Consider the following 13,425-nt stretch of genomic DNA (forward strand, 5'->3'; position numbering starts at 1 on the left):
TCCGGAATGGGTGGGCGCAGGAGCGCGAAGGCGCACCCTCCCCTTGAGGGGGAGGGTTGGCGGCGCATAGCGCCGACGGGGTGGGGTGACCGCGCCCGGCGAGGGCGCGTTTCAAAGGTCAGCGCGGCGCACGACGCCCAGCCTCACCCCACCCCGCCGCTGCGCGGCGACCCTCCCCCTCGAGGGGAGGGTGTGGGCGTGGCGCCCCTCACACCCGCCGCACCCGCGGGGCAGCGCCTTTCGGGCCGAGGGCGAGGGCGGTGACGGCCCAGACGAGGGCGTCGAGGCGGTCGGGCGAGCGGCCGCTGGAGAGGCCGAAGCCGGTCGGGGTGGGGCCGAAGTCGCAGAGCTCGTCCTCCAGCCCGGGGAAGGCCCCGGCGTGGCGCACGCGGCCCAGCTCGTAGAGATGGGCGACGGGCTCGGCGCGCAGGTGCTTGCCGCGGGTGGCTCGCACCGGCGTCACCGGGACGCCGGGGTCGGCCTCGGCGAGGACGGCCTGGGCCATCTCGCCGCCCTGGTTCACCTCCACCACGAGGGCGTCGGCCTCCCAGCGGCGCACGACCGCGCAGGCGGCGGAGGCCCAGGCCGCCGGGCGGGCGCCGCTCACGGTGGCGTCCTCCAGCACGTGGACGAGGCCGGCCGCATCGATGCCGGCCGCCACGATCCCGCAGGAGTCGGCGCGGCGGCTCGATGATGCCGGGGGGTCCACGGCCACCACGATGCGGACGAGGTCCGCCGGGGCGGCAGGCTCGCGGCAAGCCTCCAGCAGGTCGCGGCTCCAGAGCGCGTCCTGGCGCTCCTCCAGGATTTCGCCCAGGAGCTCCTGCCGACCGAGGCGCGTGCCGCCGTAGCGGCGGGCCATCGTCTCCACGAAGCCGGGAGCAAGATGGAAGCGATTGTCCGCCGTGGCGGCCCGCGTCACGGCGGCGTGCGGGTCCGCCAGCAATTCCTTGAGCAGCGGAATGGGCCGTGGCGTGGTGGTGACCAGTTGCTGCGGGAGCCGCCCAAGGCGCAGGCCGAACTGCAGCATGTCCCAGGCCTCGCGGGCCTGGCGCCACTTGGCGAGCTCGTCCAGCCAGGCGGCCCCGAACTGGGGGCCGCGCAGGCTTTCCGGGTCCTCGGCCGAGAAGGCGTGCGCCACCACGCCGTTGGGCCAGGCGAGGCGGCGACGCGAGGGCTCCCACTTCGGCCGCGCGCTGCGCGGGTGAACGGCGAGGATGCCGGAGGGCCCCTCCACCATCACGTCGCGGACATCCGCGAAGGTTTCGCCCAGCAACGCGATGCGGCGCACCGGGGGCCGGCCGGTGGCTAGGGCCCTCACCCACTCGGCCCCGGCGCGGGTCTTGCCCGCCCCGCGGCCGCCCAGGATCAGCCAGACGGACCAGAGCCCTCCCCCCTGGGCCGCGGCCGGGGGCAACTGGTCGGCCCGGGCCCAGACGGTCCAGTTATGCCGCAGTTTCGCGATCCTCTCCGGAGGCATGATCTTCAGCGCCTCCATGAGATGCCCGTTCTTCTGCCATTCGAGCAAGGTGTCGCGCCAGGTCATCGCGGAAGGCCTCGAGATCACGGTCCGACGCCTCGTCCAGGTCGTCGCCTGCCAGCGCCGCCGGGTCGTCGACAGGCAACTCCTTCACCACGCGGCAGAGCACCGCGAGCGCCTTGGCGTCGCGCTCCGGGTTGAAGCCCGCGCCGGGAAGGTTCTCGCTGCGCCGCTCGATTTCGTCGACCTGGCGCTCGGCGGCCGCCCAGAGGCGCGAGATCAGCGCCTCCCGCCGGGCGGTCGGGGACAGCGGCGGCGACGCGCCGCCGCGGGCCGAACGTTCGAAGGTGGAAGGATCTCGCTCGACAGTCGGCGCGAAGGCGCCGTTCTTTTCGTTGGGAATGCTCATTCTGAAAAAACTCCCAGCAATTCCAGACCGCATTCTGCGGCCGGGCGGCGGAGCCTCGCGGGAAAACCCCGCTTCCATCCGCTCGCAACTCTGGAGAATGAGCGCATCCTATCGAAGGAGCGTTACGCTGTCAAGGAGATTTTTCCTAGTTTTTCGCATGACGACATGGAGAGGCTGGAACCCATGCGCGCGCCTGGGATTTCGGCGACGGGACCGGTCTAGCCGCGGACCTTGTCGCGGGCCTTTTTCGGCCATTGCAGGGGCCACCGCTTGATGCGGTCCACCACGTCCTCCAGGGCGATCTCGTCCTCGGAGGCGAAGACCTTGCCGGCCACGGAGACGCCGGCCTCCCTGACGGTCTCGGGCGTGCCGGAAACGAGCGGGTGCCACCAGGGCAGGTCCTTGCCCTCCGCCACCAGGCGATAGCCGCAGGTGGGCGGGAGCCAGCGCAGGGTCCGCACTTCGTGCGGGGTCAGGCCGACGCAATCCGGCACCACCGTTGTGCGGTTGGGGTAGTCGCGACAGCGGCAGGCGCCGGCGTCGAACAGACGGCAGCCGATGTCGGTCGCGTGGATCTGGCCGGTGTCCTCGTCCTCCAGCTTCACGAGGCAGCAGCGCCCGCACCCGTCGCAGAGGCTTTCCCACTGCTCCGGGGTCATGTCTTCGAGACGGGTCGTGCGCCAGAACGGCGCCGCCCCGGCGGGCTTGGGATCGCGGCTCATGATGGCCCTGCTTTAGCGCGTGAGGGGCGAAGGGGCCAGCCCGGCGAGCGGCGAGGCGCTCGGGCTGGGGCGTTCAGCGGCTGCCGCCGCCCGCCGCGCCAGCCGTCCGGCCTCGGACTCTCCACCGTCATCCCCGGCCGGAGCGCCGAAGGCGCGGACGGGAAGGGGATCCAGGGGACCGGGCTCGGCGTTCGGCCGTCGAGCAGCGCGCTTCTTCAGCCGAGCCACCGTCGAACCTTGCAGCGGTGGCTCTGGATCCCCTTCCCGGCGCTTCGCGCCGCCGGGGATGACGGTGGAGGGGGTCCCCGGCGCCACGCGCGACCGCCGGGGCCTTGGGCGCCCTGCCCCGTTCACCATGCGCCAATTGGCCACCCTGCCTCCAGAAGTTGCAGGCAACCCGAACTCGCCCCCGTTCGTTTTGCTTGCTAGAGTGTAAACGGCTCAGAGACGGCGGGAACAGGGCGGGGAGCAGGTGGAGTTTCGAGGCAAGCTCTCGATCTGGCGGCGCATCGTGCGCGCTTTCGAGGCGTTCGATTCCTGGACGGCGTTCTCCCTGAACGAGAGCGGCCGCAAGCTCTCGGACGCCTATTCGCGCTACTCCGAGGTCCTCGAGCGCCTGCAGGTGCGCGGCGTCAAGCGCGTGGGCGTCGAGCTGCTCGACGAGGCGCTGACGCTGGGCGTCGGCGGACTGCTCGTCATGCTGGCGCTCGCCCTGCCCGCCTTCCGCGAGGTGGGCGGCGACGACTGGATGAAGAAGCAGGACCTGGCGGTCACCTTCCTCGACCGCTACGGCGCCGAGATCGGCCGGCGCGGCATCCGGCACGACGACTCGGTGTCCCTGGACGAGTTCCCGGACCACTTCATCAAGGCCGTGATCGCCACGGAGGACCGGCGCTTCTACGACCACTTCGGGATCGACGTGATCGGGACGCTGCGCGCCGTCACCGTGAACGCCCGCGCCTCCGGCGTGGTGCAGGGCGGCTCGTCGCTCACCCAGCAGCTGGCCAAGAACCTGTTCCTGTCCAACGAGCGCTCGCTGGAGCGCAAGATCAAGGAGGCGTTCCTGGCCCTGTGGCTGGAGGCGCATCTCACCAAGAACCAGATCCTCAAGCTCTACCTCGACCGCGCCTACATGGGCGGCGGCTCCTTCGGCGCCCAGGCGGCGGCGGAGTTCTACTTCGGCAAGTCGATCAAGGACGTGAGCCTGGCCGAGGCCGCCATGCTGGCGGGCCTGTTCAAGGCGCCGTCGAAATACGCGCCCCACAACAACCTGCCGGCGGCCCGGGCCCGCGCGGCGGACGTTCTGTCCAACATGGTGGACGCCGGCTTCCTCACCGAGGGGCAGGTCTACGCCGCGCGCCGCAACCCGGCGACGCCGGTGGACCGCAAGCGCGAGTTGAGCCCGGACTACTACCTCGACTGGGCCTTCAACGAGGTGAAGCGCCTCGCCGACGAGGGCAAGCTCGGCTCCGACCGCGTGCTCACCGTGCGCACCGCCGCGGACGTGTCCATCCAGAAGCAGGCGGACACGGCCGTCGAGTCCATGCTGCGCCAGTATGGCGAGACCTACGAGGCCAAGCAGGCCGCCACCGTGGTGATGGACCCGGACGGCGCCGTGCGGGCCATGGTTGGCGGGCGCGACTACGGCGCCAGCCAGTTCAACCGCGCCACGGACGCGCTGCGTCAGCCGGGCTCCTCGTTCAAGCCGTTCGTGTACACGACGGCGCTGCTCACGGGTAAGTTCAAGCCCACCACCACCGTGGTGGACCGGCCGGTGTGCATCGGCAACTGGTGCCCCAACAACTACGGCCGCTCCTACGCCGGCGCCATGCCGCTGGCGGTGGCGCTGGCGAAGTCGATCAACACCATCCCGGTGCAGCTCGCCACCGCCATCGGGGGCGACAACAACAAGGCCGGGCGCGCCCGCATCGTGGAGATCTGCCACCTGATGGGCCTCACCACGCCGCTCACCGACACGGTGTCGCTGCCCATCGGCGCCGCCGAGGTGACCGTGATGGACATGACGGCCGGCTACGCCGTGTTCGCCAACGGCGGCAAGAAAGCCGACCCCTATGCGGCGGTCGAGATCCGCAACTCCCATGGCGACGTGATCTACCGGCACGACCGCGACCAGCCGCCGGCCAAGCAGATCATCAACGCCAACGTCATCGCCGACATGAACAGCATGCTGGTGAAGGTGGTGGAGGAAGGCACCGGCAAGAAGGCGATGATCCCGGGCGTGCGCGTCGCCGGCAAGACCGGCACGACGAACGCCTACCGGGACGCCTGGTTCGTGGGCTTCACCGGCAACCTCGTCGCGGCCATCTGGATGGGCAACGACGACTACCAGTCCACCAACAAGATGACCGGCGGCTCCCTGCCGGCCATGACCTGGCACGAGATGATGGCCCCCGCGCACCAGAGCGTCGAGCTGAAGCCGATCCCGGGCATCCCGCCGGTGAACGAGCCGAAGGGCCAGGCCGTGGCCAGCAACGGCGGCGGCAAGGGCTTCGAGGTGATGAACGGGCCGCAGCGTCCGGCGGTGCTCAACGCCCGCTCGCTGGAGGCGGTCGGCGGCATCGAAACGCTGTTCAAGTCCGTCTCGGCCCGCCGCGGCGCGGACAGGGCCGCCCTGCTGGAAACGTCCTCCGCGCCCGCCGCCGAGCCGGCGCGGTCCGGCGGCGGGCGGATCGCCATCCCGTGACGGTTGTCCTCGCCGCCGCCGCGATGGCGCGCTAACCTCCCGCCCATCGATGACCCGTCCCGCGCCCGGCCGCCCATGACCGACTTCGCCCTCCCCTTCAGCCGCCGCCGCGAGCGGTCGCCGCTGGCCGCAGCCGCCGCGCCGCGCCCGCGCTCGGCGCTGGGGCCGTTCCTGGCGGTGCTCGGCATCGGCCTGACGCTGGGCCTCGGCGCCACATGGCTGGCCGTCGCCCGCAACGTCTCGTTCGGGGCGGTGGAGGTCGGGCCCTGGACCGCTTGGCCGCGGACCGGCGCGCTGGACGCGGATCCCTACACCAAGGCCTCCGTGGCCCGCAGCGGCGAGGCCCCGCTGGGGCTCGGCGAAGGGCTCGTGTTCACGGCGCGGCGCGACAGCGCCGGGCGCCCGCTGATCGCCCGCTGCTCCTATGCGGTGGTCGGCCGCACGCCTCAGGCGCGGTACTGGACGCTCACCGTCCAGACGCCGGGCGGCCAGCTCATGGAGAACCCGGCGCAGCGCTACGGCTTTACCTCGGCCGAGATCGTGCGCCCGTCCGTCGGGGCGTTCACCATCGCGGTCAGCCGCGAGGCGCGGCCGGGCAACTGGCTGCCCACATCCGGTGACGGCCGCTTCGACCTTGTGCTGCGGCTCTACGACACGCCCGTGAGTCCCACCGGCTCGGCCATCGAGGCCACCGCCATGCCGCGAATCGACGCCGTGGGGTGCTCATGAGCCCGCGCCTGCGCCGCTACGCGTATTTCGGCCTCCTCGGCCTCGTGCTGGCCGTCATGGTGCACCTCGCCTCCATGCTGGCCCTGCCGAGCTTCGCCTCCCAGAACGCCGACGCCCGCCTGGCGGCCTTCGCCGACCGGCACGTGGTGACGCTGCTGCCCGCCGCTGTCCCCGGGCCCAGTCCCCTGCCCTTCCGCGATCCGGCGACGGTCATGGCCGTGTGCCGCTACGATCTCGCGGCCGGGCCCATCCGGGTGCAGGCGACGGCCGGCGAAGTGTTCCTGTCCATGGCCTTCCACCGCAGCATGGGCGGCGTGTTCTACGCCTTGACGGACCGCAGCGCCGTGCGCGGCCTCATGGACGTGGTGATCGTCACCCAGCCGCAGCTGGAGGCCCTGCAGGCCAACGACCCGGAAGACGAGCCCGTGCGCGAGCTGCGCCTCGTCTCCCCCGACCGCACCGGCTTCGTGACGTTCCGGGCGCTCGCCCCCGAACCCGGCGTGGCCGCGGACGCCGAAGCCCTGCTGAAAGCCGCGGTCTGCCGCCCCGAGCCGCTGCCCGCCAAGGGCAAGTAGGCGCCCGGCGCTCCCTCCCGTCCTTGCGAGGAGCGCAGCGACGAAGCGATCAGGGGCCGTGCGCGCCCAGGCCCGCCGGTCAGCGCCCATTGCACCTGGATTGCTTCGCTGCGCTCGCAATGACGGGGATGGGCATTGCGCGCCCACGCCGCCATACCCCCGGCGGCGCGAAGCGCCGGGAAGGGGATCCAGGGGACTGGGCGTCACTTCGAGGCACTGGGTTGAAGCAATGGGTAGGGCCGAGACGCTTCGGTCCGAAAGCTTGGCAAGACATGCGCGTGCGGCCCCTGGATCCCCTTCCCCCCCGCGCCTGCGGCGCTCCGGCCGGGGATGACGGAGGAGAGTCGCGGCAGGTGGGGGGGAGGAGAGGTCCCAGCCGTCCTTGCGAGGAGCGCAGCGACGAAGCAATCCAGGGCCGTGCGCGCCAAGTCCTGCCGGTTTGCGCCCCTTCCCCCGCCGGTCAGAGCCCTATCCCGCCCGGTCAGCGCTTCGCTGCGCTCGCAATCACGGAGGCTATTTCGGCGGCAGTTCGGGCTCGGTGCGCGGCAGGAAGCGGGGGCCCGGGCCGACGCCTGGCGCAACCGTGATGTCTCCCCGACTGGCGAAGCAGCGGGCGGTGAGGCCGCGGTAGCCTTCCAGGGCGTCGAGGGTGCGCTCGGCCCGGATGGCGTCCTTGTCGGGGCTCGTCACCACCAGTCGCTCCAGGGCGAAGCGGTAGCCGCGGATGCGCAGGTCCAGCGTGTATTCCACCCACTGGGCCAGCATCTCGTTCTCGGCCAGCCTGTTGGTCGCCAGCGCCCGCGTCGCGGTCTCCTCGGGCGGGATGGCGGCCAGCGCCTTCGCCCGCGCCCGGTCCATCTCGGCGACCCGGCAGAACACGGCCGCGAAGGCCACGATCAGCTGGCGGTCCGCTTCGGCGTCCTCCCGAAGACGCTGGTAGCGCGGCCGGGGCGAGCGGTCGGCATCGCCCATCAGCGCCTCGAAATAGTTCGGCACGGCCTGGGCGGCCGCTGTCGCGGAGGCCGGGATGATGCGGGTCGCAGCGAGCTCCGCCAGCTGGCGGTCGAAGAAGGCGCGGTCGCGGGCGGGCGTCAGGAAGCGCCAGGCCCTGCCGCGCAGCTCCTGCTCGTCATCGGTGAGCAGCGCCAGGGAGGCGGGCTCGCCGCGGGCCGCGGCGGAGGCCAGGCCGACCGACGGGGCGATGGAGGTCGTCCACACCGTGGGCTTGGGCCGACCGAAGTCCCCGGTCTCGGCGCAGGCGGCCACCCCGAAAGCGCAGAGGATTGCGGCCAGGCGAGCCGTCCAGGGTCCCGGCGCGGCGCGGCCGGGCGTCGTCGAACGGCTCATGCGGGCTCCGTCAGGCGCTGCGGCGGCGCCGGGCGCGCCGGCCTCCGGCGTTCGGGCGCCTGGGGTCCTGCTGCGGCTCCGGATGGCGCTCGTAGCGCACGCCGGTGAAGAACACGATCTGCCCCATGGGCTCGGAAGCATCGCGCTCGGCGGCCCTCTTCCGCGCCGCGCGGCCCGGAGCCTGGAATGGCAGGACGCTACCCATCACACCCTCCTCTCGACGCAGGACCAACGCTTTTTTTACGGATTCACCACAGCGGACATTTGGTTAACGAAGGCTTACGGGACGGCATTGAACGTTGCTTCGCCTGCAGGGGATGTGCCGGTTCGCACGCCGTGAGGCGCCGAGGACACGCTGCGCTTCGGTCCCGTTAAGCCGCCGATAACCAAGCCGGGCCTAGCCTGCCGGACCAGCGTTCCCGCCTGCGAGCCCCTTGCCATGACGAGCATCACCCCGCCTGAGTTGCATGGCCTCTTGGCGATCGCGCGCGAGGAAGGGCTCGACATGAAGCCCGTGCTGCTGCGGGTGCTGACCGACCTCTACATCGCGGTGCCGGCCCATTCGTCCGACGAGGTCGCCCAGTTCCGCGAGATCGCCGGGACGCTGGCGGCCCAGGTGGACACGGAGACCGCCATGGTGGTCGCCTGCAAGCTGGCCGGATACGCGCACACGCCGCACGAGGTCGGCGAGGCCATCCTGGACCGTGGCGACGACTCCTCCCGCATCCTGCTGGCGGACGCGCGCTGGATCTCGGCCTCCACGCTCATCACCCAGGCCGCCGTGGGCGACCGCATGATGGCGGCCGCCGTCGCCGCGCGCGCCCATCTCGACCCCGACCTCGTGCGCCTGCTGCTCGACCGGCACGATCCGCTGATCGACGTGACGCTGGCCGCCAACACCGCGCTCGTCCTCCCCACCGACGTCCGCGACGCCCTGCTGGAGCGCGCCCGGGACGAGGAGGCGCTCGCCGTCGCCATGCTGGCGCGGACGGACCTGACCGGGGCTGACCGCTCCGTGCTGTTCCTCGCGGCCGACCGGGAGACCCGCGCCCGCATCATCGACGACGCCGAGCGCCTGGCCGGCCTTTCGGCGCGGCCTCGCGCGCCCAGGATCGCGTCCGAGGATCTCGTGGCCTCGCTGGAGACCGCGGCGCTCTATGACGACGGCCAGTCCTTCGCGCAGATCCTGTCGCTCGCGCTGGGAGCCGCCCCTGACAAGGCGCGCCGGCTCCTCGCCGACCGCAGCGGAGAGGCGCTGGCATTGGCCCTGGTGGCGCTCGGCGTTCCCGAGGAGACCAGCGCGCGCATCTTCATGTTCCGCGACCCGCTGATCGGCCACTCCACCGAGCGCGTCCGCGCCCTCGTGGACCTCACCCGGCGCATATCGCCTGGCGCGGCCGAGCGCCTGGTCGTCGCCATGCTGGGCGGCGGCCGCGCGCAGCCCAGGTCCGGCTCCCACGTGCCGGGTGCGGCGCCGGCGGATCACGTCCGCCGCCACGCGTCGACCCAGCAGGCCGCAGCCGCCCCCGGCGCCCCGGCCCAGCGCCGGGTGGTCTAGGCAGCCCTGGGGCTCCCCTCCGCGAGGAGCGCAGCAAAGCGCGGCCCAAGGCCGAGGCGACAGGCTTCGCGGCCGCCGCCCACCTCGCCCGCTTCGTTACGCTCGTGAGTGGCCTTACTTCGCGGACCTCTGTTTCCGCCGCTGCTGGCCGAGGCCCATCTTCTTGGCCAGGTACGAGCGCGCTTCGGCGTAGTTGGGCGCCACCATGGGATAGTCGTAGGGCAGGCCCCAGCGCTCGCGATAGGCCTCCGGCGTCATGTTGTACTGCGTGCGCAGGTGGCGCTTGAGGGACTTGAACTTCTTCCCGTCCTCCAGGCAGACGATGTAGTCCGGCATCACCGACTTCTTGATCGGCACCGCCGGCTTGCGCTCCTCCACGGGCGGATCGACCGGGCCGGCCGTGATGCGGGTGAGCGCCTTGTGCACGTCGGCGATCAGCGTCGGCACGTCGCCCATGGACACGGTATTGTTGCTCACAAAGGCGGACACGATGTCCGCGGCGAGTTCGATGTGATTCGCTGTTGCGCTTTCGTCAGCCATTGCCATCCAAGCCCCCGCAACGAAAGCCACCGGGCCTTCGCAGCTTCCGCGACGTGGTGTTGGGGTTGCCGCTCGACGACGCCCGCCATCTTCGTGGCGATGCGAGGAGCCCCCCAAGTCTTCAACCCGGCGCCGTCGCCCAACGCCGAATTGATAATTGTCTATTCAACTGCGCAAGCATTCGCAACACCCAAGAATCGCTTTGTCATTTCATTTGGAACCTATCCTTCGTCGCATGAACTCGGGCGGAACCCTGCCGGGCCCAGAAAACGTTTGACGCAGGGCCGGCCGGCGCCTCACTCGGTCGGCCAAGGGTCCCGCCCCTTTCCCGTCCACGACCGAGCGCCGCTATGTCCGAACCCAGCCGCACGCCTCCCGTCGCGCCCCGCCGCGAGCACGCCATCACCGTCCATGGGGTGACGCTGAGCGATCCCTACGCCTGGCTGAAGGCGGAGAACTGGCAGGATGTGCTGCGCCAGCCCGCCGCGCTGCCGGCGGACATCCGCGCCCATCTCGAGGCGGAGAACGCCTACGGGGCGGCGGTGATGGCCGGCCTCGGGGAGTTGCAGGAGCAGATCGCCCGGGAGATGCGGGGGCGCATCAAGGAGGATGACTCCTCCCCGCCCGCGCCGGACGGCGGCTTCCGCTACTACACGCGCTACCGCACCGGGGGGCAGCATCCGCTGATCTGCCGCAAGCCGCGCGAGGGCGAGGAGGAGACCATTCTGCTCGACGGCGAGGCGCTGGCCGAGGGCAAGCCCTTCTTCCACCTGGGCTCGCGCCGCCACACGGACGACCACAGGCGGCTCGCCTGGAGCAGCGACGACACGGGGTCCGAGTTCTACACCATCCGGGTGCGCGACGCCGCGACGCTGCAGGACGCCGCGGACGTCATCGAGGGCGCCACCGGCGAGGTGGTGTGGGACGCCGACGGGCGCAGCTTCCTGTATGTCCGCCTCGACGACAACCACCGCCCGCGCCGGGTGTACCGGCATGTGCTGGGCGAGGACCCGGCGACCGACGCGCTGATCTACGAGGAGACCGCCGAGGGGTGGTTCGTGCACCTGGGGCGCAGCCGGTCCGGGCGCTTCGCCTTCATCGAGGTGAGCGACCACGAGACCACCGAGGTGCGCTTCCTGGAGCGCGCGGACCTCACGGCCGCGCCGCGCCTGATTGCGCCGCGACAGACGGAGTTGCGCTACGAGGTCGACCACCAGGGCGACCGCTTCGTGATCCTCACCAACGCCGACGGCGCCGAGGATTTCAAGGTCGTCGCCGCCCCCATCGTGGCGCCGGGGCGCGAGAACTGGACCGACCTGGTCCCGCACAGGCCGGGGATCATGATTCTCGATGTCGCGCCCTTCCGGGATTTCCTGGTCCGCATGGAGCGGGAGGACGCGAAGCCGCGCATCGTGGTGCGCGACGCGGCCGGGGCCGAGCACGCGATCGCGTTCGACGAGGAGGCCTACGCGCTGTGGCTCTCGGCCGGATACGAATACGACACGAGCGCGATCCGCTTCGTGTACTCGTCGCTGACCACGCCGGCGGAGACCTACGACTACGACATGGCGAGCCGCGCCCGCACGCTGGTGAAGCGGCAGGAGGTGCCCTCGGGCCACGATCCGAAGGCCTATGTGACCCGGCGGCTGTTCGCGGCCGCGCCGGACGGGGAGCAAGTGCCGATCTCCATCCTGCACCGGGCGGACCTGCGGCTCGACGGCTCGGCGCCGTGCCTGCTCTACGGCTACGGCGCCTACGGGATCGCGATCCCGTCGGACTTCGACACGGAGGCGCTGTCGCTGGTGGACCGGGGGTTCGTGTACGCCATCGCGCATGTCCGCGGCGGCACGGAGAAGGGCTGGCGCTGGTACACGGGCGGCAAGCGCGAGAAGAAGACCAACACCTTCACGGACTTCATCGCGGCCGGGCAGGCGCTCGTCGGCCGCGGATATACGGCGAAGGGCCGCATCGTGGCGCAGGGGCGCAGCGCGGGCGGGATGCTGATGGGCGCCGTCGCCAACATGGCGCCGGACCTGTTCGCGGCGGTGATCGGCGAGGTGCCCTTCGTGGACGTGATGGCGACCATGCTGGACTCCAGCCTGCCGCTGACGCCGCCGGAGTGGCCCGAGTGGGGCAATCCGATCGCGAGCGAGGAGGCGTTCCGCACCATCCTGGCCTATTCGCCCACCGACACCGTGTCGGCGCAGCGCTACCCGGCGATCCTGGCCATCGGCGGCCTCACGGACCCGCGGGTCACCTACTGGGAGCCGGCCAAGTGGGTGGCGCGGCTGCGCGAGACGGCGCTGCCCGGCGGCGGGCCCTTCGTGCTGCGCATCGACATGGATTCAGGCCACGGCGGCGCCTCGGGGCGCTTCGACAGGCTGAAGGAGATCGCGCAGAGCTACGCCTTCGCGGTCGGGGCCGTGCAGGGACTGCTGCGGGCCTGATCCGCTCAGGAAGCGGCGGGCGCGGCGGGGCCGGACTTTTCGGGCTCGGCGCCCGAGGCCGGGGCGATGAGCTCTCCGCCCTCGCCCGTGTCCACGTAGTGGCGCAGCTCGGCCATGCTGCCGAAGCGGATGCGGCCCTTCTCCATCTCGGCCTCGATGGCTCCGTTGGAGTACATGAAATAGTTGACCCCGCCGGAGGTGTAGGTGGCCACCACGGTCGGGGGCTCCTCGGGCTTGGGCGCGGGAGCCTGCGCCGCTGCGGGGGCGGGCTCCTCCTCCGCCGCAGGCCCGGCCTCCTCGGCCACCTTCGGCTCGGGAGTCGGCGCCTTCACCGGCTTGGCCTCCGGGGCCTTCTCCCGCTCCTGCTCGCCGGCTGATTCGTCGGCCGCCTCGCCCAGGGCCGCGGCGGCGGGCGGAATCTCGAAGCTGGAGGGCGCAGCCGGCGGGGCGGCCGGAACGGGCGGGGCCGGACGGGGCGCGGGCGCCGGGGCCGACTCGGGCTCCTCGCCGATCTCCGTCAGGGCCCGGCGGATCTGGCGCAGCTCGCGCAGGGCGGCCGCCATGGCCAGCACCAGGAAGCCGATGGCGAACACCGCGCCGCCGGTCTGCAGCCAGGCGGCGCCGCTCTCGGCGCGGATGTTGTCGGAGCCGTAGAGACTCGCGGCGCCGCCGGCGAGGATCAGCAACACCGCGACGCAATACAGCAGGACTATCATGGCTCTATCCGGCGAACGCGGGGGCGGGGCGGAAAATTCTCCGCGTGACACTCCCCATTGACCCGGCCCGTGTCAACCATGCGCATGCCCTGGGTTGCGCAAGCGCCTGTTGAAGGCGCGCGAAAGCGCCCCACCTGTTCATCACGCTCGCCTTTTTGGCGGCGTAGCGGCTTCCCAGGGAGGCGAAAACCGGCCTAA

The 13,425-nt window shown here is 71.7% G+C and carries 12 protein-coding genes; 5 read left to right on the forward strand and 7 right to left on the reverse strand.

What is annotated here, in order from left to right; all coding sequences use genetic code 11:
* Positions 1-208: 208 nt before the first annotated feature.
* The 3 genes from SLNSH_RS13655 to SLNSH_RS13665 all read right to left on the reverse strand — a co-directional run bounded on the left by SLNSH_RS13655 (position 209) and on the right by SLNSH_RS13665 (position 2,611).
* Positions 209-1,546 carry a DNA-packaging protein gene (locus SLNSH_RS13655; protein WP_425352999.1) on the reverse strand — a complete coding sequence of 446 codons (1,338 nt, stop codon included), beginning with the start codon at positions 1,544-1,546 and terminating at the stop codon, positions 209-211.
* Entirely contained in the window at positions 1,446-1,967 is a 522-nt protein-coding gene (locus SLNSH_RS13660) for a hypothetical protein (protein ID WP_146140258.1), read from the reverse strand. Before SLNSH_RS13660 ends, SLNSH_RS13655 begins: the two co-directional genes overlap by 101 nt.
* 140 nt (positions 1,968-2,107) lie before the next feature.
* Entirely contained in the window at positions 2,108-2,611 is a 504-nt protein-coding gene (locus SLNSH_RS13665; RefSeq protein ID WP_106337561.1) for a YcgN family cysteine cluster protein, read from the reverse strand.
* Positions 2,612-3,083: 472 nt separating this feature from the next.
* Here SLNSH_RS13665 and SLNSH_RS13670 point away from each other — a divergent pair, with 472 nt between their 5' ends.
* From SLNSH_RS13670 to SLNSH_RS13680, 3 genes are all read left to right on the forward strand, one after another.
* On the forward strand, positions 3,084-5,315 hold the full coding sequence (locus SLNSH_RS13670; RefSeq protein WP_106337562.1) for a transglycosylase domain-containing protein: 2,232 nt from the start codon (positions 3,084-3,086) through the stop codon (positions 5,313-5,315).
* A gap of 75 nt (positions 5,316-5,390) precedes the next feature.
* Positions 5,391-6,044 carry a DUF1214 domain-containing protein gene (locus SLNSH_RS13675; protein ID WP_106337563.1) on the forward strand — a complete coding sequence of 218 codons (654 nt, stop codon included), beginning with the start codon at positions 5,391-5,393 and terminating at the stop codon, positions 6,042-6,044.
* Positions 6,041-6,619: a DUF1254 domain-containing protein gene (locus SLNSH_RS13680; RefSeq protein ID WP_146140259.1), complete on the forward strand. Its 579-nt coding sequence runs from the start codon at positions 6,041-6,043 to the stop codon at positions 6,617-6,619. Before SLNSH_RS13675 ends, SLNSH_RS13680 begins: the two co-directional genes overlap by 4 nt.
* A gap of 513 nt (positions 6,620-7,132) precedes the next feature.
* Here SLNSH_RS13680 and SLNSH_RS13685 read toward each other — a convergent pair.
* Both SLNSH_RS13685 and SLNSH_RS13690 read right to left on the reverse strand, forming a co-directional pair.
* A complete protein-coding gene (locus tag SLNSH_RS13685; RefSeq protein WP_106337565.1) occupies positions 7,133-7,966 on the reverse strand; it encodes a hypothetical protein in 834 nt (277 codons plus the stop codon).
* A gap of 10 nt (positions 7,967-7,976) precedes the next feature.
* Positions 7,977-8,171, reverse strand: coding sequence for a hypothetical protein (locus tag SLNSH_RS13690; protein ID WP_245422343.1), 195 nt, complete (start codon positions 8,169-8,171; stop codon positions 7,977-7,979).
* Positions 8,172-8,405: 234 nt separating this feature from the next.
* Between SLNSH_RS13690 and SLNSH_RS13695 the strand changes: the two genes are divergently transcribed.
* Positions 8,406-9,524: a DUF2336 domain-containing protein gene (locus tag SLNSH_RS13695; RefSeq protein WP_106337567.1), complete on the forward strand. Its 1,119-nt coding sequence runs from the start codon at positions 8,406-8,408 to the stop codon at positions 9,522-9,524.
* A 114-nt stretch (positions 9,525-9,638) separates the two neighbouring features.
* Here the strand turns inward: SLNSH_RS13695 and SLNSH_RS13700 are convergent, their stop codons facing one another.
* The gene (locus tag SLNSH_RS13700) at positions 9,639-10,064 is read right to left on the reverse strand and encodes a Ros/MucR family transcriptional regulator (protein WP_106337568.1); all 426 of its coding nucleotides are present in this window, start codon (positions 10,062-10,064) and stop codon (positions 9,639-9,641) included.
* 350 nt (positions 10,065-10,414) lie between these two features.
* Here SLNSH_RS13700 and SLNSH_RS13705 point away from each other — a divergent pair, with 350 nt between their 5' ends.
* Positions 10,415-12,511, forward strand: coding sequence for a S9 family peptidase (locus tag SLNSH_RS13705; protein WP_106337569.1), 2,097 nt, complete (start codon positions 10,415-10,417; stop codon positions 12,509-12,511).
* Between the two features lie 5 nt (positions 12,512-12,516).
* Here SLNSH_RS13705 and SLNSH_RS13710 read toward each other — a convergent pair whose 3' ends face one another.
* Positions 12,517-13,227 carry a hypothetical protein gene (locus SLNSH_RS13710; protein ID WP_106337570.1) on the reverse strand — a complete coding sequence of 237 codons (711 nt, stop codon included), beginning with the start codon at positions 13,225-13,227 and terminating at the stop codon, positions 12,517-12,519.
* Between the last annotated feature and the right edge of the window lie 198 nt (positions 13,228-13,425).

This window comes from Alsobacter soli, assembly GCF_003004785.1.
GTDB lineage: Bacteria > Pseudomonadota > Alphaproteobacteria > Rhizobiales > Beijerinckiaceae > Alsobacter > Alsobacter soli.